At 70.3% G+C, this 19,814-nt stretch carries 18 protein-coding genes; 6 read left to right on the top strand and 12 right to left on the bottom strand.

Going from position 1 to position 19,814, the window contains the following annotated elements; genetic code table 11:
- Positions 1-36 precede the first annotated feature (36 nt).
- On the bottom strand, positions 37-654 hold the full coding sequence (locus tag AWC16_RS05760) for a riboflavin synthase (protein ID WP_085263806.1): 618 nt from the start codon (positions 652-654) through the stop codon (positions 37-39).
- 96 nt (positions 655-750) lie between these two features.
- Between AWC16_RS05760 and AWC16_RS05755 the strand changes: the two genes are divergently transcribed.
- Positions 751-1,449 (top strand): LppX_LprAFG lipoprotein, encoded by a 699-nt coding sequence (locus AWC16_RS05755; protein ID WP_085263805.1) that lies wholly within the window; start codon positions 751-753, stop codon positions 1,447-1,449.
- Positions 1,449-3,002 (top strand): MFS transporter, encoded by a 1,554-nt coding sequence (locus AWC16_RS05750; protein ID WP_085263804.1) that lies wholly within the window; start codon positions 1,449-1,451, stop codon positions 3,000-3,002. Before AWC16_RS05755 ends, AWC16_RS05750 begins: the two co-directional genes overlap by 1 nt.
- Before the next feature lie 5 nt (positions 3,003-3,007).
- Here the strand turns inward: AWC16_RS05750 and ribD are convergent, their stop codons facing one another.
- The 9 genes from ribD to AWC16_RS05705 all read right to left on the bottom strand — a co-directional run bounded on the left by ribD (position 3,008) and on the right by AWC16_RS05705 (position 12,664).
- Positions 3,008-4,021, bottom strand: coding sequence for a bifunctional diaminohydroxyphosphoribosylaminopyrimidine deaminase/5-amino-6-(5-phosphoribosylamino)uracil reductase RibD (gene ribD, locus AWC16_RS05745; RefSeq protein WP_085263803.1), 1,014 nt, complete (start codon positions 4,019-4,021; stop codon positions 3,008-3,010).
- Complete coding sequence (gene rpe, locus AWC16_RS05740; RefSeq protein ID WP_085263802.1) at positions 4,021-4,695, bottom strand: ribulose-phosphate 3-epimerase; 675 nt, start codon at positions 4,693-4,695, stop codon at positions 4,021-4,023. Before rpe ends, ribD begins: the two co-directional genes overlap by 1 nt.
- A gap of 68 nt (positions 4,696-4,763) precedes the next feature.
- Positions 4,764-5,132, bottom strand: a complete 369-nt coding sequence (locus AWC16_RS05735) for a DUF5615 family PIN-like protein (protein ID WP_085263801.1) — start codon at positions 5,130-5,132, stop codon at positions 4,764-4,766.
- Positions 5,129-5,542 carry a CopG family transcriptional regulator gene (locus tag AWC16_RS05730; protein WP_133055916.1) on the bottom strand — a complete coding sequence of 138 codons (414 nt, stop codon included), beginning with the start codon at positions 5,540-5,542 and terminating at the stop codon, positions 5,129-5,131. Before AWC16_RS05730 ends, AWC16_RS05735 begins: the two co-directional genes overlap by 4 nt.
- A gap of 43 nt (positions 5,543-5,585) precedes the next feature.
- Positions 5,586-6,989: an RsmB/NOP family class I SAM-dependent RNA methyltransferase gene (locus AWC16_RS05725; RefSeq protein ID WP_085263799.1), complete on the bottom strand. Its 1,404-nt coding sequence runs from the start codon at positions 6,987-6,989 to the stop codon at positions 5,586-5,588.
- A complete protein-coding gene (gene fmt, locus AWC16_RS05720; RefSeq protein WP_085263798.1) occupies positions 6,986-7,918 on the bottom strand; it encodes a methionyl-tRNA formyltransferase in 933 nt (310 codons plus the stop codon). Before fmt ends, AWC16_RS05725 begins: the two co-directional genes overlap by 4 nt.
- Positions 7,919-8,045: 127 nt before the next feature.
- Entirely contained in the window at positions 8,046-9,557 is a 1,512-nt protein-coding gene (locus AWC16_RS05715) for a bifunctional aminoglycoside phosphotransferase/ATP-binding protein (protein WP_207572265.1), read from the bottom strand.
- A gap of 41 nt (positions 9,558-9,598) precedes the next feature.
- On the bottom strand, positions 9,599-10,489 hold the full coding sequence (locus AWC16_RS05710; RefSeq protein ID WP_085263797.1) for a universal stress protein: 891 nt from the start codon (positions 10,487-10,489) through the stop codon (positions 9,599-9,601).
- 129 nt (positions 10,490-10,618) lie between these two features.
- The gene (locus AWC16_RS05705; RefSeq protein ID WP_085263796.1) at positions 10,619-12,664 is read right to left on the bottom strand and encodes an erythromycin esterase family protein; all 2,046 of its coding nucleotides are present in this window, start codon (positions 12,662-12,664) and stop codon (positions 10,619-10,621) included.
- A gap of 199 nt (positions 12,665-12,863) precedes the next feature.
- Here AWC16_RS05705 and AWC16_RS05700 point away from each other — a divergent pair, with 199 nt between their 5' ends.
- Together AWC16_RS05700 and AWC16_RS05695 are read left to right on the top strand one after the other, a co-directional pair.
- A complete protein-coding gene (locus AWC16_RS05700) occupies positions 12,864-13,847 on the top strand; it encodes an Acg family FMN-binding oxidoreductase (RefSeq protein ID WP_085263795.1) in 984 nt (327 codons plus the stop codon).
- Positions 13,848-13,855: 8 nt separating this feature from the next.
- The gene (locus AWC16_RS05695; RefSeq protein ID WP_085263794.1) at positions 13,856-14,722 is read left to right on the top strand and encodes a universal stress protein; all 867 of its coding nucleotides are present in this window, start codon (positions 13,856-13,858) and stop codon (positions 14,720-14,722) included.
- 7 nt (positions 14,723-14,729) lie between these two features.
- Here the strand turns inward: AWC16_RS05695 and AWC16_RS05690 are convergent, their stop codons facing one another.
- Positions 14,730-16,673 (bottom strand): primosomal protein N', encoded by a 1,944-nt coding sequence (locus AWC16_RS05690; RefSeq protein WP_085263901.1) that lies wholly within the window; start codon positions 16,671-16,673, stop codon positions 14,730-14,732.
- Between the two features lie 149 nt (positions 16,674-16,822).
- On the opposite strand from AWC16_RS05690, the gene AWC16_RS05685 reads away from it, so the two are divergent.
- Positions 16,823-18,181: a DUF4226 domain-containing protein gene (locus tag AWC16_RS05685; protein ID WP_085263793.1), complete on the top strand. Its 1,359-nt coding sequence runs from the start codon at positions 16,823-16,825 to the stop codon at positions 18,179-18,181.
- On the opposite strand, the gene AWC16_RS05680 is transcribed toward AWC16_RS05685, so the two are convergent.
- On the bottom strand, positions 18,149-18,877 hold the full coding sequence (locus tag AWC16_RS05680; protein WP_109561292.1) for a lysoplasmalogenase: 729 nt from the start codon (positions 18,875-18,877) through the stop codon (positions 18,149-18,151). The genes AWC16_RS05685 and AWC16_RS05680 overlap by 33 nt on opposite strands.
- On the opposite strand from AWC16_RS05680, the gene AWC16_RS05675 reads away from it, so the two are divergent.
- Positions 18,876-19,814 (top strand): alpha/beta hydrolase, encoded by a 939-nt coding sequence (locus tag AWC16_RS05675; RefSeq protein ID WP_085263791.1) that lies wholly within the window; start codon positions 18,876-18,878, stop codon positions 19,812-19,814. The genes AWC16_RS05680 and AWC16_RS05675 overlap by 2 nt on opposite strands.

Genomic DNA, 19,814 nt, shown 5'->3' with positions numbered 1-19,814 from the left:
TATGAACCACCCCGGGACGAGCGTTTGCCCCGTGACTCATTGGGCGGGATTTGTGACCAGTCGCTCCACGTACTTGGCGATGACGTCCACCTCGAGATTGACCAGCGTGCCGACCGGTGCCCGGCCCAGCGTGGTCATCTCCAGTGTGGTCGGAATCAAAGAGACTTCAAAGAAGTGTCCTGGGTCATTGACGTCGGAGCCCAGCCCGGACACGGTCAGCGAGGTGCCGTCGACGGTGATCGAGCCCTTCTCCACCACGTAACGCGCCAGCGCCGCCGGTAGCCCGATCCGGACCACCTCCCAGTGCTGGCCGGGTGTGCGGGCCAGCACCCGTCCGGTCCCGTCGACATGGCCCTGCACGATATGCCCGCCCAGCCGGCTGCCCAGCGCGGCCGCGCGCTCCAGGTTGACCGGGCTGCCGACCTGCAGCGACCCCAGGCTGGACCGGTCCAGGGTCTCGCGCATCACGTCGGCGCTGAATCGGCCGCCGGGCTGCACCTCCACCACCGTCAGACACACCCCGTTGACCGCGATCGAGTCGCCGTGGCGAGCGTCGGAGGTGACGGTGGGCCCCTGGATGACCAGGCGCGCAGCGTCGGCCAGGTCTTCGCGGCCGACCAGCTCGCCCAGCTCCTCGACGATTCCGGTGAACATCGCACCAGGCTAGCGGCGATCGCAAGCGCGACGGAGTCGGGCGCAGCGGGTCGTCGCCATCAGGCCAGACCGCGCCTGCCCGACGGCCTCTATACGATGTCCCCCATGCGCAGACTTCTCATCGCCCTGGCCACCGCGACCACCGCAGCCGCGCTGTTCTCCGGCTGCTCATCCAAGGACGCCGGCGGGCCGCTGCCGGAAGCGCCGACGCTGGTCAAGGAATCGGCCACCACCACCGCCGACCTCCAGAGTGCGCATTTGGCGCTCTCGGTGACCGGCCAGATCAAGAACCTTCCGGTCAAGACCCTCGAGGGTGACCTGACCAACAAGCCGACCACCGCGGCCAAGGGCAGCGCGACGATCATGATGCTGGGCTCGGACGTCGACGCCAAGTTCATCGTGATCGACGGCGACCTCTACGCCGCGATCACCGGCGACGACTACGACAACTACGGCGCCGCCGACAAGATCTACGATGTGGCCGCGATCCTGAACCCGGACAAGGGCCTGGCCAACATGCTCAGCACGCTGACCGACCCGAAGGCTGACGGCCGCGACACCATCGACGGCCAGCAGACCATTCGAGTCACGGGCAATGCATCCCCCGACGCGGTGAACGCGCTGGCGCCGCAGCTGAAGGCCACCGCGCCGACCCCGGCCACGGTCTGGATCCAGGAGGAGGGCGACCACCAGCTGGTTCAGGCCCAACTGACCCCCAGCTCGGGCAACTCCATCCAGATGACGCTGTCGAACTGGAACGCCCCGGTCACCGTTGAGAAGCCCGAAGGAGCCTGATGCGGGTCAACCGCAGACTCGCGATCAGCGCGGGTAGCCTCGCGGTCCTGCTCGGCGCCCTCGACACCTATGTCGTGGTCACGATCATGCGGGACATCATGGCCCCGCAGCCGGCCGGCGTCGGGATCCCGATCAACAAGATCCAGCAGCTCACCCCGATCATCACCTGCTATCTGCTGGGTTACATCGCCGCGATGCCGCTGCTGGGCCGGGCCTCCGACCGCTTCGGCCGCAAGCTGCTGCTGCAGGTCAGCCTGACCACGTTCGCCATCGGCTCGGTGGTGACCGCGCTGTCGACGGACCTCACGACGTTGGTGGCCGGGCGCACCATCCAGGGGATCGCCAGTGGCGCCCTGCTGCCGGTGACCCTGGCCCTGGGCGCCGACCTGTGGTCGCAACGCAACCGTGCCGGGGTGCTCGGCGGGATCGGCGCCGCCCAGGAGCTGGGCAGCGTGCTCGGCCCGCTCTACGGCATCTTCATCGTCTGGCTGCTGCGGGACTGGCGCGACGTGTTCTGGATCAACGTGCCGCTGACGGCGATCGCGATGGTGATGATCCACTTCAGCCTGCCGTCGCGGGCCGAGTCCTCAGATGACGAAACTCCACCCGAACGCGTCGACGTCGTCGGCGGGCTGCTGCTGGCGGTGGCCCTGGGCCTGGCCGTCGTCGGGCTCTACAACCCGGAGCCCACCGCCAAGCAGGCGCTGCCCGACTGGGGGCTGCCGGTGCTGGGCGGCGCCCTGGTGGCCACGGTCCTGTTCGCGGTGTGGGAGCGCTTCGCCCGCACCAAGCTGATCGACCCGACCGGGGCGCGGTTCGGTCCCTTCCTGGCCGCGCTGGGCGCCTCGGTGTGTGCCGGTGCGGCTCTGATGGTGACGCTGGTCGACGTGGAGCTGTTCGGGCAGGGCGTGCTGGGTATGACCCAGAACGAGGCCGCCGGGCTGCTGCTGCGGTTCCTGATCGCGCTGCCGATCGGGGCCCTGGTGGGCGGCTGGATCGCGACCCGGGTCGGGGACCGGACGGTGGCGTTCGTCGGCCTGCTCATCGCGGCCGGCGGCTACCTGCTGATCTCGAAATGGCCGGTGGATCTGCTGAGCTACCGACACGACTTCTTCGGCCTGTTCAGCCTGCCCGCCCTGGACACCGACCAGATGCTGGCCGGCTTCGGGTTGGGCCTGGTGATCGGCCCGCTGACCTCGGCGGTGATGCGCGCGGTGCCGCAGCGCGAGCACGGTATCGCCGCGGCCGGTGTGGTGGTGGCCCGGATGACGGGAATGCTGGTCGGCATGGCCGCACTCTCGGCCTGGGGTCTGTACCGGTTCAACCAGATCCTGGTGGGCCTGCCCAAGGTGCCGGGCGGCAGCCTCGCGGAGAAGATGGCCGGCACCGCCGCCAACTCCAAGCTGGCGTTCGCCATGATGTACGGCGAGATCTTCGGGATCACCGCGGTGGTCTGTGTGGTGGGTGCGGTGCTGGGGCTGTTCATCGGCAGCAACAGCGATTCTGCCGAGGAAGCCGACCTGCCCGAGCCGGAGGCCAGCCTGGCCCGGTGAGGCCGTTAGTGCGGCACCAAGCTCAGTAGCAGGTCGGGGCCGATCTGCTCCAGGGTGTCGTAGCGCCAGCGCAGCGCCCTGGCGATGTTGGGCACCCCCACGTCGTCCACGGCGGTGACCGGCCCGCCCAGCAGGATCGGCGCCACGTAGGCCAGGATCCGGTCGATCGCGCCGGCCCGCAGGAACGCTCCGGCCAGCGTGGGACCGCCCTCGAGCAGCACATCGGTGCGGTCCGACAACGCCCGCAGCACCTCGGCCGGGTCGTGGGTGCGGATCACCATGGTGCGCGAGTCGTCGTTGAGCACCCGTGCGTCGGCGGAGATCTCGCGTTCCCCCACCACCACCCGCAGCGGCTGCCGGGCGGCCAGCGAGCCGTCGGGCAGCCGGGCGGTCAGCGTCGGATCGTCGACGAGCACCGTGCCGGTGCCGACCACGATGGCGTCGGCTGCCGCGCGACGGCGATGCAGGTCGGCCCGGGCGGCCTCGCTGGTGATCCACTGACTGGATCCGTCGGCGGCCGCACTGCGGCCGTCGATGCTGGTGGCGTACTTCCAGGTGACGTGCGGACGGCCGGTGCGCTGCTTGTGCAGCCACTCCCGCAGCGGCCCGGCGGTCACCTTGTCGGCCTGCACTCCGGAGAGCACTTGCACCCCCGCCTCGGCCAGTCGCGCCGCCCCTCCCGCCGCGGCCGGGTTGGGGTCGTCGACGGCGTAGATCACCTGCGCCACACCGGCGTCCAGCAGTGCGTCCACGCACGGCGGGGTTCGGCCGTGGTGGTTGCACGGTTCCAGGGTGATCACCGCGGTGCCGCCGTCGCTGAGTTCACCGGCCCGGCGCAGCGCCACCACCTCGGCGTGCGCCTCCCCGACCGGACCGGTTCCGCCGACGCCGACCACCCGGCCGTCGCGGTCCAGAACGACCGCTCCCACCGGTGGATTGGGGTAGGTACTGCCCTTGACGCGTTGCGCCTGTTCGACGGCCAGTGCCATCGCGGCTTCCAAGGCCGCGGAATCGCTCATCAGCGCAGATGCGGTGACGCGGCCAGGGCCTGGCGACGCAGTGATTCGACCGCGGCCGCCGGATCGGCGGCGCTGTAGACGGCCGACCCGGCGACAAAACAGTCGACACCGGCCTCGGCGGCCTGTTCGACGGTGTCGGCGTTGATGCCGCCGTCGATCTCCACCAGGATGCTCAGCTCCCCCGCGTCGACCAGCTTGCGCACCACGCGGACCTTGCTCAGCACCTCGGGGATGAACGACTGCCCGCCGAACCCGGGTTCCACCGACATCACCAGCAGGGTGTCGAAGTCTCGCAGGATCTCCAGGTAGGGCTCCAGCGGGGTGCCAGGTTTGACGCTGAGGCCGGCTTTGGCGCCGGCCGCCCGGATGTCGCGGGCCACCGCGACGGGGTTGTCGGTGGCCTCGGCGTGGAAGGTGACGTTGTAGGCGCCCGCCTCGGCGTAGGGCGGCGCCCAGCGGCCCGGGTCCTCGATCATCAGGTGGCAGTCCATCGGGATGTCGGTGGCCGCCAGCAGGCTCTCCACCACGGGCAGCCCGAGGGTCAGATTCGGCACGAAATGGGCGTCCATCACGTCGACGTGCAGCCAGTCCGCGCCTTTGACGGCGGCGGCCTCATCGGCGAGGCGGGCGAAATCCGCCGACAGGATCGACGGTGCGATCATGGGTCGTGACATGGGCCTGAGCCTACTAAGAGTGCGCGTGAGCACGTCGTTGCGGGCGGCCGGGACCGTTTGTGTAGGCGTCACGTGCCCGGCAGCGGACCGATCCATCGTTCGCTTCCGGCAATGCCTTCCGGGTGTGCGCGCAAGACGGCCTCGATGGCAGCGGTCAGGACAGTGATCGCGGCCCGGGTACGGGTGCGTGTCGAAGGGAGCAGAATCAGGCCTGAATGAGTCCGGCCCTGCGAGAGCCACTCCGCCGCCAGCGGCCGGAAGTCCTTGATGTTGTTGGTCACCACCGCCCGACCTTCGCCCGCCGCAGCCTCCAGGATCGTCCTATCGCTGCAGCCAACCAAGTCGTCGCGATCAGCGACCGCGATTACGTCATGGCCGGCCTCGCGCAACAACACGGCGATCTGCGGCGAAAGCTGCTCATCCAGCAGCGCTTTCACCTGCGCAGAGCCCGCTCGCCGGCGATGCTCGCCGCCCGCCCACGTTCGTATTGGGTCTCGTTGAATTCGATCTGGGCATCGATCTCATCGCGATACTCGCCGTAATAGGCCACCGCCGCCTGCACCAGCCCGATCGGAATCTGTAGGTATTCGGCGGCCTCACTGATCGAATTGTCGTTGTCGCGGACCGTGGCGATCACCTCCCAGACATCCAGCCCACGGCCGACCAAGCTCGCTCGCCGGCCGCTGGGCCCGTCGAGAAACTGGATCAGCGGATGCGCGTCGTGACGCAGGCCTTCCTCCACGTAACGCTGCGCGAGGGACCGTTCCGGCATCTGGGCACCTCGCGCGCGCTCGCTGAGACGCTGACGCACCCCCGGAGCGAGCCGCAGGGTGTAGTGATCAGCCACGCCACCACGGTATCACTGGTGTCACGGCGTGGCACACCGTTGGCTACCGGGGTAGCACCTGCAAAGCCGCGGCGAACATGGCGTCGGTGCCGTGCCGGTGCGGCCACAGCTGCACGTAGGGACCGTCCCCGAGCGCGTCGGTAGGCGCGAACAGCGGCCGGGTGTCCAGCGCGGTCACCGGATGCCGGCGCAGCGCATCGGCCACCACGCCGACGGTTTCGGCCAGGTGCGGCGAGCACGTCGCGTAAAGCACCACCCCGCCGGGCCGGGTCAGGGCGATAGCCGCGGCCAGCAGCTCACGCTGCAGTTTCGCCAGCAGGGGGATGTCGGCGGGTTGACGGCGCCACCGGGCTTCCGGGCGCCGCCGCAGGGCGCCCAGGCCGGTGCACGGTACGTCGACCAGCACCCGGTCGAAGCCGGGCTCCAGACCGGACTCACGGCCGTCGGCGATCAGCACGTCCACATCCAGACCGCGAGTGTTCTCGGTGACCAGGGCGGCGCGCTGCGGCGCCTGCTCCACGGCGGTGATCCGCGCCCCGGTCTGCGCTCCCAGGGCGGCCAGTAGCGCGGTCTTGCCGCCCGGACCGGCGCACAGGTCCAGCCACCGGCCGGTGTCGCCGTCCACCGGGGCCAACGCGCAGGCGCGCGCCACCAGCTGGCTGCCTTCGTCCTGGACCAGGGCCTGGCCGGCGCGCACCGCTTCGAGCCGGCCGGGGTCGCCGCCGGGCAGGTAGACCGCGTACGGCGAATACCGGCCGACTTCGCCGTCCACGGCGGCGGCCAACTCGGCAGCGGTCAGCACACCTGGCCGTGCGGCCAGATGCACCCGGGGGCGTTCGTCGTCGCCGGCCAGCACGGCGTCGAGCTCACCGGCCGCAGCGCCCAGCGCATCGGCAAACGCCTGCGCTATCCAGCGCGGGTGTGCGCGGACGAAGGCCGCATGGCCGATCGGATCACTGGCTGCGTCCGGTGCGAGCTCCGCGGTCCAGGACTGCTCGTCGCGGGCGCTGATGGTGCGCAGCACACCGTTGACGAAACCGGCTCGCGCCGAGTCGAATTCGATGGCCGCCTGCTCTACGGTGGTGGACACCGCGGCGTGCGGCTCCACCCGCGTGCGCAGCAGCTGATAGCTGCCCAGCCGCAGCAGGTCCAGCAGCACCGGGTTGATCGTGTCGGGTGAGCGTTGCGCGGCCGCACCGATGATCGCGTCGAGCAGTCCGCGGACCCGGCAGGTGCCGTAGGTCAGTTCGGTGGCGAAAGCGGCGTCGCGGCCGGTGATCCCGCGTTCGGCCAGCAGGGCCGGCAACGCCAGGTTGGCGTAGGCGTCGCGCTGCGAGACCGCCTGCAGCACGTCGAATGCGGCGCGACGTGCAGGGTCCAGTGGTTTACGACGGGTCTTGCGCGGGCCGCTCTGGCCGCGTTGCGGCCGGCGGGACGGTCCGGTCATGACGCCTGCACCCCGGAATCGAGCCGGGCCCCACGCGCCCAGTCGGCGGCATCCATGAGTTTCTTTCCGGGCGGCTGGATCTGCCCCAATCGCACCGGCTCCGATCCGGTACCCACCCAGACATCGCGGCGGCCGACGTGAATCTCCCCGGGCGACAACTCTTCCGGCCCGGCATCGGCGAGGCGGACAGGGCCGAGTTTCACGCGCAGGTCACCGATCACCGTCCAAGCCCCCGGGTGCGGAGTGACGGCGCGGATACGGCGCTCGATCACCGCGGCCGGCAGATCCCAGCGCACCCGCGCGTCGTCGACGCTGATCTTCGGCGCGTAGCTGACCCCGTCGGGCGGCTGGGGCACCGCGCTCAGTGCGCCGTCGGCTATCCCGTCGAGGGTGGCCGCCAGCAGTTCGGCACCGGAGACCGCCAGCCGGGCCAGCAGTTCACCCGCGGTGTCGTCGGCCCGGATCGTCTCGGTGGCGACGCCGTACACCGGCCCGGAGTCGAGTTCCGGCTCGATGCGGAACGTCGTCGCGCCGGTCACCTCATCGCCGGCGGCGATGGCCGCCTGCACGGGGGCCGCGCCCCGCCAGGCCGGCAGCAACGAGAAGTGCAGGTTCACCCAACCGTGCTTGGGCACCGCCAACAGCCCGTCGCGCAGCAGCGCACCGTAGGCGACCACCGGGCAGCACTCCGGCGCCAGTTCAGCCAGCTCGGCGACCGATTCGGGGGCGTTGGGTTTGGCGGGTCGCAGCACCGGGATGTCGTGGTCGAGGGCCAGGCGCGCGACCGGAGACGGCTGCGGGCTCCCCCGCCGCCCGGATGCGGCGTCCGGCCGGGTCAGTACCGCGATCACCTCGTGTCGAGGCGAGTCGATGAGCCGTTGCAACGACGGCAACGCGGTGTCCGGGGTGCCGGCGAAGACGATGCGCACCGAGACAGTCTAGGGAACCGGCGGTTCAGCGAGGCTCGACGCAGGAGAGCCGAAGCTGGGACCGCCGTATCAACACCGGCGGTTCAGCGAGGCTCGACGCAGGAGAGGCGAAGCTGGGACCGCCGTATCAACACCGCGGGTCCAGCCCCGTTCCGTACGGTGGCTGGATTGCGGCGAGCCACAGCTCGTGGGCTGCCCGGGCGCATTGATCGACGGGTTGCGATGTGTCCACGCGATGCGCGGTGTCCCACTCGAAGTCTTGAGCGGCCAGCGCGGCGGCGATCTGCGGTGTCGCATCGGAATTGCCCGGTGCCCGGTTTCTGATTCGGTCGGCCGCGACGTCAACCGGTGCCACACAGCGGATCTCGGTGATCGCCGCGTGTTTGTCGGCGGCCAGGCGACGGACCTCGGCGCGGGTTTCCGGATCGCGCCAGGTGCCGTCCAGCACCACAGACTGCCCGTCGGCCAGGCACCGGCCCGCCCGGTGCACCATCTCCCGGTAGACGGCGGCGACGTTGGCCGGGGTGTACAACCCGGAGTCGAGGTTGCCCGGCTCTCCGCCGAGTTGTCCGGAGTCGCGCAGTTCCCGACGCACATCGTCGGTGGACAGCACCACCGCCCCGGCCTGTTCGGCGAGATTTCGGGCCAGGGTCGACTTCCCGGTGCCGGGTCCGCCACCGACGAGCGCCAGCCGAACGGCACCGTCCTCCAGGTGGCGCAGGGCGATGGCGAGATGGCGTGCCGCGGCGGCGTCGGCCCCCTGTTTTCCCTGCGTCAGCTGCACGCAGTCGACTTTGGCCCGCACCACCGCGCGGTAGGCGATATAGAAGTCCCGCAGTGAGGACGGCGCGGTGTCGCCCGAGTAGGCCGTGTAGCGGTCCAGGAAATGGTCGCCGAGGTCTTTGCGCCCGAGGAATTCCAGATCCATCGCCAGGAAGGCGGCGTCGTCGATGCGGTCGATGTAGCGCAGCTCATCACTGAACTCCAGACAGTCCAGCAGCACCGGGCGGTTGTCCACCCAGAAGATGTCGTCGGCCAGCAGGTCGGCATGGCCGTCGACGATGCAGCCCTGCTCGATCCGCTGACTGAACAGACACGTCCGGCCGGCCAGGTATTCGGCGGCGAGGCCTGCAACACGCCGCAGGGACTCCGACGGGACGGCGGTGTCGGCGTGCCGGTCCAGTGTGGGGAAGTTGTCAAACCAGCGCCGGTGGATGGCCCCGGGCTCGCCCTGCAGGCTGATTCGCCGGCTGCGCTGGGTTCGGGCGTGGAAATCGGCCAGCAGGCCGGCGATGCTGTCCAGCACATATTCGACGGGTTCGCCGCGTTTCACCATCGACGCCAGCCGCTCGTCGTCGTGGTAGCGCCGCATCACGATGATCGGTTCGGAAACCGCACCGGACGGGTCGCTGAAGTGTCCGAGCCCGAAGTAGCTGTCCGGGGCAAGTCGGCTGTTCAGCTGGACTTCTCGCGTGCACGCCTCCTCGCGCTGCTCAACAGTGCGGAAATCGAGGAAGTCGGTCTGCACCGGCTTCTTGGCCTTGTAGGCCCGGTCGCCCACCAGGACAACCATGCCGGAGTGCGTTTCGTAGGCCTCGACGTAGGGCGCATCCCGGTTGCCGTGTGTCGCGAACTCCATGGCACCCAGTGTTGACTATCGCGGCCGGGCTCGCAGACGGGTCATTTCGAGGCGGGCCTGGGCCGGACGACGATCACCGAGGTCTTCGCGGCCTGGGCCACCGTGGAACCGACCGAACCCAGCAGCTGGCTGGCGAAGCCGCCACGGCCGCGACTGCCGACCACCACCAGTTGAGCCTGCTCAGCCGCGTGGACCAACCAGCGGGCGGGCTGGTCGGCGACCACTCTTCGCTCGACGGTCACATCGGGGTACTGCTCCTGGTAACCCGCGAGGCGTTCGGCGAGTACCTCGTCTGCCTGGCGCTCGTAGTCGCTTCGGTCCATGTTGAGCAGCGGCATGACCCCGACGTCGATCCAGGCGTGCAATGCCACCAGCGGTACGCCGCGGCGGGAGGCTTCGTCGAACGCGAGCGCCGTGGCCGTCTCCGATGCGCGTGAGCCGTCGATTCCCACCACCACGGGTGCGTCCGGCGCCGCATCCCGGCCGGCGCGAATGATCGCGAGCGGGCCGTGCGCGTGGTGAAGCAGGCTGGTGCTCACCGAGCCCAGCAGCAGCCGGCCGAGCGCGCCGAGTCCGGTAGCGCCGACGACCATCATCCAGCAGTCTTTGGTGACATCGATCAACGTCGGGATGACCTTCGAGTAGGCGATCTCGGTGTGCACCTCGGGCGACGCGCCCTCGCCTCGGCTGGAATCGACCACCTTGCGGGCCCGGGTGATGATCTCCTGCGCCGCGTCGGCCTGCCAGCTGGGAATGCCGTCGGTCAACGGGCCGGTGGGCCATCCGGTCTCCAGGGGAGTCACCACGTGCAGCAAAGTGATCGGCAGGTTGCGCATGATCGCCTCGTGCGTCGCCCAGGCCACCGCGGCGTCGGCTTCCACCGATCCGTCGACAGCCACGACAATCCCGGTTGTCGTCCTGACCTGTGACATCGTGTGGCCCTCCCGCCATTTTTGGTCGCCCGGCTAGCCGGTTCGACTGTGAATCTACTGTGGGCGCAGATGTCTCGGCAGAGTCCTTGGACCTGAACTGAGGAGCCGTTGGCCCTCCGGGGCGTCGGGCTACAGACCGGTCGGGTAGGTCTCCGGTGTCTGCCCGGCGATCCAGAGGCTCGTCACCTCCAGCGGCTCCAGCGCGCAGGTCTGGTCGATGTGGATGATCGCGTCGAACTGATCGGCCGGCCGGACGTGGAAATAGTGGCTCTGCCGCTCGGTCGCGGGTTGATAGATCACGCCGATGGCGCGTCCCAATCGCACCGCGTCCAGTGGATCGCCGGCCGCTGGAGTGGCCGGGCTCGGCACCAGGAATGCTTGCCGGCCGGTGGCGTGGAAGAGATCCTCGATGCTGCCGTTCAAGGCGGGCTGGACCGCCTTGCATTCGGCGGGCCCGCCCCAGTCGCTGGCCGCGGTGACGGTGCCGGTGTAGGTGCTGAAACCGATGAGGCGCACCTGGTCGCCGTAAACCTGGCGGGCCAGTTGACCGAGGGTGAGCTGACCGTCACCGCTCATCTCCGTCGCTCTGGCATCGCCCACGTGCGAATTGTGTGCCCACACCACGATTCGTGCCGGTGTGGTCGAGTCGCGACCGCGATCCAGATGCGTCAGCAACACGTCGAGGGTCTGCGCCATGTGCTGGTCGCGCAGGTTCCACGAGGTGACGCGACCGCTGAACATCGTGCGGTAGTACTCCTCGGCGTTGCGGACGGTTTGGGCGTTCTGCAAGGCGCAGAACAGTTCTTCCTCGGCGACCTGCCCGTCCTGCGCCGCATAGCTCAACGCGTTGCGCTGCAGATCGACCAACTGCGAGACCGCTTCGCGTTCACATGACGGGCCGGCGCCGAATGCCGCACCGGCTCCATAAGACTGGCCGTCGTCGGCGGAGACGTCGTCGAAGCATCCGTAGCGGGTACGGGCCCGCGCCCCCGCGGCCGGGTCGACCGTGTCGAGATAGCTGACCACTTCCTGAATCGAACGGTGCAGGCTGTACAGATCGAGGCCGTAGAAGCCGGTTTGGTGCCGGCCCGCTGATCTGCGCTCACGATTGTGGGCGCGCAGCCAGTCGACGAAGTCGCGGACCACCACGTTGCGCCACATCCAAGCCGGGAAGCGTTCGAATCCGCTCAGGGCGGCATCGGCGGTCTTGTCGTCGCCGAGGCCACGGACATAGCGGTTCACCCGATAGGCGTCGGGCCAGTCGGCCTCCGCGGCCACCGCCCAGAACCCCTTCTCCTCGATCAGCCATTTCGTGATCTCGGCGCGGGCCTCGTAGAACTCGTGGGTGCCGTGCGAACTCTCACCGATCAACACAATGCGGGCATCGCCGATCAGCTCCTCCAACACTGCCGGCGGTGGAACTCCGGCCGGAGCGTCGATCGCGACGCGACCGACCACCTCTGCCGCGGTCGGCTCCGGTGGCCTGCCGGCCCGGGTCCCGGTGGTCGGGGTGGCAAGCAGCCGGCGAACCTCGTCGTCGGTGACCTGGGTGAAGTCCCAGAACGATTCCCCGACCGCAAGAAACGGGGCGGGCATGCTGGCACACACCATGTCGTCGACGACGCCGGCGAATTCCCGGCAGGTCGACTCAGGGGCCGCCGGGACCGCGATCACCAGGTGGGCGGGCTGGGCGTCTCGCAGTGCCTGTACCGCCGCGAACATGCTGGCCCCGGTGGCCAACCCGTCGTCGACCAGGATGACGGTGCGGCCGGCCACTTCCAGGGGTGGGCGGCCGCCGCGGTAGGCGGCCTCGCGCCGAACCAACTCCCTGCCTTCACGTTCGGCGACATCGCGTAGTTGTTCGGGCGTGATGCGCAGGCCGCGCACCATGTCGTCGTTGACGACGACACGTCCCCCGCTGGCCAACGCTCCCACCGCGAATTCTTCGTGGCCGGGCGCACCGAGTTTGCGCACGATGAACGCGTCCAGCGGTACCTGCAGCGCGGAGGCCACTTCCCAGGCGACCGGGATTCCGCCGCGGGCCAAACCGAGCACGATGACGTCGTCGCGGTCCCGGTATGCGTCGAGCAGACCCGCCAAGATCCGGCCGGCCTCCCTGCGGTCACGAAATATCTGCCGCGGCTGCCGCTTCCTGACATCGGCCACGCTGGTCATCGCCGGTCCTTCATGGTGCCGTCTCCTCTTGCTCGACGACTGATATCACCGATATCACCCGAAAAGGCCACGTCACGGAAGGGGACGAAGTCCCGGATTCGCAGGGCCCTTCGTCGCCGTTGTCCCAGAGGACCAACGGCTCTTTTCCAATCACGGGATTGGCGCAACCATGGAAGGCGGGTAGAGATCGGAGGTCGAGATGTCTGCCGCGTCGGTGGAGACCGAAGTCATCCGGGCTGCCGTTCGGGCGGCCTGCCGCGCCCCGTCGATTCACAACATCCAGCCGTGGCGGTGGGTGTTCGAGCACGACGAACTGCAGTTGTTCGTCGACCCGAACCGGGTCCTGCCGTCCGACAGCGGTGGGCGTGAGGCGGTCATGGGTTGCGGGGCGGCGCTGGATCACCTTCGAGTCGCCATGGCCTCGTCCGGCCTGCACTGCCATGTCGAGCGTTTCCCCAATCCCAATGATCTGAACCACCTCGCGTCGGTTCGGTTCTCCCCGATGGACTACGTCACCGACGGGCACCGCAGTCGAGCGGACGCGATCTGGGTGCGTCGTACCGACCGGTTGCCGCTGGCCCCTCCCCCCAGGTGGGGAGCATTCGAGCCGGTGTTGCGCAACCACGTCGACCACTACGACGTGCACCTGGACGTACTGCCCGAGCAGGCGCGTACCCGACTGGCGCAGGCGGCACAGTTCGCCGAGTCGCTGCGTCTCTACGACTCCATGTACCACGCCGAATTACACCGGTGGACAGTGCCATTCGAGTCGTCGACGGGTATCCCCTACCGCGCGTTGGCCTCGTCCTCCGAAGGCGAGCGGGTCGATGTCGGACGCAGGTTTCCCACGCCGAACCACCCCGAACGCCGGACCCAGATCGCCGAAGATCAGTCCACGATTGTGGTGCTGTCCACCGAGACCGCCACGCGCGCCGCCGCTTTGGCGGCCGGTGAGGCTCTCTCCGCGGTACTGCTGGAATGCACCATGGCAGGCTTGTCCACCTGCCCGTTGACTCATCTCACCGAAGTTCAAGTCGCCCGCGACATCGTGGAGACCCTGGTGGGCGGCAACGTCGTGCCCCAGATCCTGATCCGGATCGGACATGCTCCCGACACCGAGGAACCGCCACCCCGCACCGGGCGGCGTCCGCTTGATGACGTTCTGATCGTCCGCGGCGGATAGGACGCGCGATGTTCGGGCCGCACTCCCCCTCCCGCCGGATCGTCGTCGGTCTCGACGGTTCACGCGCGGCCATGCAAGCCGTCAGGTGGGCCGTCGACGAAGCCGTCGACCGCAATGTGCCGTTGTGGTTGCTATACGCGATCGATGACACCGGCGATGGTCGCACCGATGCGGCGGCGCAGATCGCCACCGCCGAAAAGACGGTCCGCAGCGCGATCTCGACGATCGAATCACTGGGAACGCCCGTCAAGGCGGAAGCCGAGATCGTGCGTCGCCACCCGGTGACAGCGCTGTTGGAGGCCTCGCGGTCGGCAGCCATGGTCTGCGTCGGCTCCATCGGATTCGACCACGCGGTACGCGGTCGGATCGGATCCACCAGGTCGGCCCTGGCGACATCGGCGCACTGTCCGGTAGCGGTCGTGCCGCGGACCCCGCACCCCGCGTCACACGGAGCCGGGTTGGTGCTCGCCGTCGTGGACGGTTCATCGGCCACGGACCGTGTTCTTGAGCTCGGTGTCGCCGAGGCACGCCTTCGTGCCGCGCCGCTGCGTGTTTTCACCATGAGCCGCGCCCGCCGCGGCCGGCAGGCCGATACGGCGGCGCCGGTGGACCAGCGCGCCGTCGCCGATGCCGAACGCCGGGTGGCACGCTGGCGAAGCAAGCAGCCGAACCTGGACATCGAGCCGGTCAGTGACCACAACGGCCTGCTGAATTACCTTGAGCACCTGCAACGCAACGGCACGCCGATCCAGCTGATCGTGGTAGACCCGCGCCGCCCCGGCCCGGTGGATGTGTTACTGGGGGCGTCTGCTCGCGCGCCCCTGGAAGCCGCAGGCTGCACCGTGATGACCTGCGACCGGACCCGGTGGTTGTGAGCCCCGTTCAGCCGATGTGCAACGGGTCGATCTGCACCCGCACCGGGTGGTGTGACCCGCGCGCACTGAGCACCCCGATGCCGCGGCGCAACGCCACCGCCAGCGCCAGCCCGTGGTCACGGCCGGCCCGGACCAGCATTCGGATCACATCCAGCTCGTCGGGGACGCCGGCCGGACGCCGCACCCCCGGCGGCAGCGGCACCGGGCCGAGCAGATCGGCGCCGTCGGGCAGCCGCACCTGCTCCAGCAGTGCCGTCACCGATTCCGGATCACCGTCGAGGGCGGCGATGTGCACCGCGGGTGGCAGCCCGACCTCGGCGCGGGTGGCCAACTCGGCCTGGGCGTGGCCGACCGGATCCCACCGGATGAGGGCCTGCACGGTCGGTATCGACGACTCCGCGACCACCGTCACCACCCCGCCGGCGTCGCGCTCGCGCACCAGGGCCGCCGCCGCCATCCAGCGCCGCAGGGTGTCCTCGGCGGCGCGCAGATCCTGACGGCCCAGCAGCGCCCAACTGTCCAGCAGCAGCGCCGCCCCGTATCCGCGAGGGGCGCGCGGTTCGGCCCCCGGAGTGGCGATCACCAGTGCCGGGCCGTCCTCGATGCGGTCGACGATGGTGTCACCGGCGGAGGTGACGACCGGGGTGCCCGCGAAGGCGCGGCCGAGTTCTTCGGCGGTGCGGCGGGCGCCGATGACCACCGCTCGCACCGTGTCCGACCCGCAGCGCGCACACCGCAGCGCGGGGTCGACCCGGCCGCACCAGCGGCACAGCGCCGCCCCGTCGCGCTCCGGAAGCGACAGCGGTCCGGTGCAGTGCCGGCACCGGGCGATCGCGCGGCAGCGGCCGCACGCCAGCGACGGTACGTATCCGCGCCGCGGCACCTGCACCAGCACCGGCGCCCCCGCGGCCAGGGCGCTGCGGGCGCTCTGCAGGGCGACTGATGGCAACCGGGCGGTGCGCGCCGCCGGGTCGCGCTGCTCGGCGTATCCGGTGTCGTCCAACGCCACCACCCGCGGCGCGGCTGCCCGCAACACCGCCCGTGGTGCCACCAGGTCGTGCGCCCACCCGGTGTCCACCAGTGCCTGTGCCTCGGCCGTGCGGGCGTACCCGCCGATCAGAGCCGCGCAGCCCGACAGGTGCGCCCGCAACATGGCGACCTCGCGGGCGTGCGGATAGGGCGCCCGCGGTTCGGCCAGGGAGTCGTCGCCGTCGTCCCAGACCATCACCAGGCCCAGGTCGGCCAGCGGCGCGAACACCGCACTGCGGGTGCCGATCACCAGCCGAGCCGAGCCGCGCAGCGCCGACAGCCAGCGCCGGTAGCGGGTGGCAGGCCCCAGCCCAGCCGACAGCGCGACGACCGCCGACTCGTCGATCCGGGCGGTCGCGGCGCGCAGCAGCGCGTCGACGTCGCGCTGGTCCGGCACGATCGCCAGGGCGGTGCGTCCGGCCCGGATGGCGGTCGCAGCGGCTTCGGCGAACCGGTCGGTCCACGAATCCCCGGGCAGCACCTGCCACACGGCGCGCGCGGCCCGGCCTTCGCCGAGGGCGGCCAGGAACGTCCCGCCGGCCCGGTACCGTTGCCAGCCCGCCGGGTCGACCGGTTCGGGCATCGGCGTCTCGAGTGGCGTCGCTGCTTCGCGCTCCACCCGGGCGTGCCGCGGCGGTACCGCCAGCCGCAGCACGTCGGCCCGGCTGCCGGCATAGCGCGCGGCAACCGCTTCCACCAGCCGGCGAACCTCGGGGGTGAGCACCGGTTCGGACGAGACCACCCGCTCCAGCCGTCCCAGCCGGCCGGCGTGGTCGGTGTCGGCGCGGCGCTCCCAGACGAAGGCGTCGACCAGCCGGCCGTGGAAGCGCACCCGCACCCGCACCCCGGGCAGGGCGTGCTCGGACTGTTCCGGGGTGACCAGGTAGTCGAACTCCCGGTCCAGGTGCGGCACCGACAGCATCGGCAGCACCCGGGCGATGGGTTCGCTGTCGACGCTCACCACGCAGGTCTAGCAGACTCCGCCGACCGCGGCAGCCGGTGGATCACAGGCCGGGTGCCCTGTGTATCGGCGACGGCGCCCCCGGTCACGCTGAATTACCTTGCTGCGGTATGCCCGAGGAGCAGGGAGCCCAGCCGCAGGCGGTACGCGCCCGCCAGGCGGCACTCACGTCGAGATTGCAGATCGCAGCGCGGACCGACCGGGTACTGGCCGCGACAGTGCGCGACGCCGCCGAGCACGCCCGCGACGGCCGTCAGCGCCTGGACGCCATCCGCGCCGAGATCCGCGACGCGATGGCCGACCAGCGGACGCCGGCCCTCGACACCCCCGCCGGCACCCGCCAGTTCCAGCTCTTCCTGGCCGCCAAGGCCCGCGACATCTGCCGGGTGGTCACCGACGCCATCGCCGACAACCGGGTCCAGACCGCGCTGCTGCGGTCGGTGGGCGCCGGCTACGGCGTCCCCGCTCGGGTGCGCGACCGGATCAACCGGCTGGCACTCGCCGACGACATCGGCCGGGTGGAGAACGCGACCGAGGCGATCAGCGCTGCCGACATGATCCGCTACGACAACGCGCTGCGGGTCCGCGACGGGCTTGCACTCAACTCCGGCGATGGCGCCGCCCCGGTGCTGCTGCTCAGCTATGACCCGGCGGCGTTCGCCGGCCGGGGCCGGGCCGTCATCGCGATCGGTGATCCCGATACCGCGGACAACACCACCGTGTTGGTGCCCGGCGTGCACAACAGCGTCCGCGACGGCTACCTGTCACAACCGGACGGCGACAACGTCTACCGCGAGGTGGTCCGGGCCGATCCGGACCGTACCAACTCGGTCATCCTCTGGATGGGCTACCGCGCGCCGGACAGTCTGTTCGATCCGGCTGTGGCGCAACCGGCCTCGGCCCGGGCCGGCGGTCGGCTGCTGGCCGCGGACGTCAATACGCTGCGGGCGGCGCACACGGGCGCATCGCACGTCACGGTGATCGGCCATTCCTACGGTTCGACGACGGTGGCCGACGCCGCGGCAGGCTTCGGGATGCGCGCCGACGACGTGGTGCTGGTCGGCTCGCCGGGAACCGACCTGGCCCGCAGCGCCAACGACTTTCACCTGCCGGCAGGCGGGCACGTCTATGTGGGTGCGGCGTCCTCGGATCCGGTCACCGGTTTCGGTGGTGAACCGCAACTGCCCGTCCCGGGAACCTCGGCGACGGTCGGGCTCGGCAACGACCCGGCGGCCCAGGGCTACGGCTCCACCCGGTTCAAAGCCGAACCCGCGGGTCCGAGGCTGCCGATGACCGGACACGGCTCCTACTTCAGTCCCGGCGGGGAGTCGCTGTTCAGCATCGGTGACATCGCCTCCGGCCACGGCGACGCGCTGGCGCACGACCGTATGACCGCACCGCACCGCCGCCGGCTGCCGGCGTTCGACCCGGAGCGGTTACGCCCCGGGACCGGGAACCACCGGCATTGACCGGGACCGGCCGAAGAAGAACCCCGCCGTGATGAGCAGCTGCGCCGCCGCGTAGCTCCACCAGACCGGCACCGCCAGCAACTCGTTGCCCAGCACGAACCTGCTGATGGCGATCATCGCGTCCGACACCGCGAAACACACCGCGCCCACCGCCGTCCAGCGGGTGGGCAGGTCCGCCAGCAGGGCGGCGCACACCATGGCGCCGAGCACCGCGACGTAGACCGTCACCGGGACGGTCATACCTTCGCGGACCAGGCCGGGCCAGAACCAGACCAGCAGGGCCAGGCAGCTCACGCAGACCAGGCCCACCCCGATCAGCCGGCCGCGGGAGACCACCGCCAGCGGAGCCAGCGCGGCCAGGTAAGCCAAGTGCGCCAACAGGAATGCCGACAGGCCTGCCACGAATGACGGCTCCCACCACGGGATCGCCAGCAACCAGTCGCCGGTGGCCGACAGAATCAGCGCCGGGATCAACCAGCGTGCCTCGCGCAGGATCGGATGCGCGACCGCGGCAAAGGCCAGCAGCACAGCCATGGACGCCTTGAACGCGGGCTGGCCGATCCATTGCCCGGTCAGCGCTTCGCCGGGCGATGACCGCAGCGCCACCACCGTCAGAAAGACTCCGTAGCCCACGCCGGCCCAACCGGCGGCGGCCCACGCGGAGAAGACCCGTCGCGTTGCGTACGGTGTTTCCATGCCGGCTATCGACCCCATAGTGCTGAAGGTACTGGACGCCGTCCCCTTCCGACTGTCACTCGACGACGGCGTGGAGGCCGCGCGTCGCCAGATGCGGGACCTGCCCCGCCTCCCGGTCCACCCGGATCTGCCCAGTGAAGACCGGGTGATCGACGGCCCCGGCGGCGGACTGCCGGTGCGCATCTACCGGCCGCCGAGCACGGATGCCGGCGACGCCCCGGTGGTGGTGTTCTTCCACGGTGGCGGTTTCGTCGCCGGCGACCTGGACACCCATGACGGCACCGCCCGCCACCATGCGGTAGGCGCCGACGCGGTGGTGGTGTCGGTGGACTATCGACTGGCCCCCGAACATCCGTTCCCGGCGGCGGTCGAGGACGCCTTCGCGGCCACCGAGTGGGTGGCGGCCAACGCTGCCGAGTTGGGCGTCGACGCGGCCCGGCTGGCGGTGGCCGGGGACTCGGCCGGCGGGAACCTGGCCGCGGTGGTGTCTCAGCTGGCCCGCGACGGCGGCGGTCCCGCGATCGCGTTTCAGCTGCTGTGGTACCCGGCGACCACCTACGACATCACGTTGCCGTCGTTCACCGAGAACGCCCATGCGCCGATCATCGACCGCGACGCGGTCGCCGCGTTGAGCATCACCTATGCCGCCGACGTGGACCTGAGCAACCCGCCGGCGACGCTGGCGCCGGCCCGCGCCGCGAATCTGGCCGGCCTGCCGCCGGCTTACATCGCGGTGGCCGGCCACGACCCGCTGCGCGACGACGGCATCCGCTACGGCGAGTTGCTGGCCGCGGCCGGCGTGCCGGTGCAGGTGCACAACGCCGAGACCCTGATTCACGGCTATCTGGGCTACGCCGGGGCGATTCCGGTCGCCACCGAGGCCACCGACCGCGGGTTGGCGGCGTTGCGAGCTGCCCTGTGGGCCACCGTTTCCTGA

Source organism: Mycolicibacter longobardus (assembly GCF_002102265.1).
Classification (GTDB): domain Bacteria; phylum Actinomycetota; class Actinomycetes; order Mycobacteriales; family Mycobacteriaceae; genus Mycobacterium; species Mycobacterium longobardum.
Note: the sequence above shows the minus strand (reverse complement) of the source record. Positions and strands in the feature narration are given on the sequence as shown.

Bases quoted from the DNA above. Each gene is read 5' to 3' on its own strand.
- AWC16_RS05760 (WP_085263806.1), bottom strand. From the start codon at position 654: ATGTTCACCGGAATCGTCGAGGAGCTGGGCGAGCTGGTCGGCCGCGAA.
- AWC16_RS05755 (WP_085263805.1), top strand. From the start codon at position 751: ATGTCCCCCATGCGCAGACTTCTCATCGCCCTGGCCACCGCGACCACC.
- AWC16_RS05750 (WP_085263804.1), top strand. From the start codon at position 1,449: ATGCGGGTCAACCGCAGACTCGCGATCAGCGCGGGTAGCCTCGCGGTC.
- ribD (WP_085263803.1), bottom strand. From the start codon at position 4,021: ATGAGCGATTCCGCGGCCTTGGAAGCCGCGATGGCACTGGCCGTCGAA.
- rpe (WP_085263802.1), bottom strand. From the start codon at position 4,695: ATGTCACGACCCATGATCGCACCGTCGATCCTGTCGGCGGATTTCGCC.
- AWC16_RS05725 (WP_085263799.1), bottom strand. From the start codon at position 6,989: ATGACCGGACCGTCCCGCCGGCCGCAACGCGGCCAGAGCGGCCCGCGC.
- AWC16_RS05715 (WP_207572265.1), bottom strand. From the start codon at position 9,557: ATGGAGTTCGCGACACACGGCAACCGGGATGCGCCCTACGTCGAGGCC.
- AWC16_RS05710 (WP_085263797.1), bottom strand. From the start codon at position 10,489: ATGTCACAGGTCAGGACGACAACCGGGATTGTCGTGGCTGTCGACGGA.
- AWC16_RS05705 (WP_085263796.1), bottom strand. From the start codon at position 12,664: ATGACCAGCGTGGCCGATGTCAGGAAGCGGCAGCCGCGGCAGATATTT.
- AWC16_RS05700 (WP_085263795.1), top strand. From the start codon at position 12,864: ATGTCTGCCGCGTCGGTGGAGACCGAAGTCATCCGGGCTGCCGTTCGG.
- AWC16_RS05695 (WP_085263794.1), top strand. From the start codon at position 13,856: ATGTTCGGGCCGCACTCCCCCTCCCGCCGGATCGTCGTCGGTCTCGAC.
- AWC16_RS05690 (WP_085263901.1), bottom strand. From the start codon at position 16,673: ATGCTGTCGGTGCCGCACCTGGACCGGGAGTTCGACTACCTGGTCACC.
- AWC16_RS05685 (WP_085263793.1), top strand. From the start codon at position 16,823: ATGCCCGAGGAGCAGGGAGCCCAGCCGCAGGCGGTACGCGCCCGCCAG.
- AWC16_RS05675 (WP_085263791.1), top strand. From the start codon at position 18,876: ATGCCGGCTATCGACCCCATAGTGCTGAAGGTACTGGACGCCGTCCCC.
- AWC16_RS05680 (WP_109561292.1), bottom strand. From the start codon at position 18,877: ATGGAAACACCGTACGCAACGCGACGGGTCTTCTCCGCGTGGGCCGCC.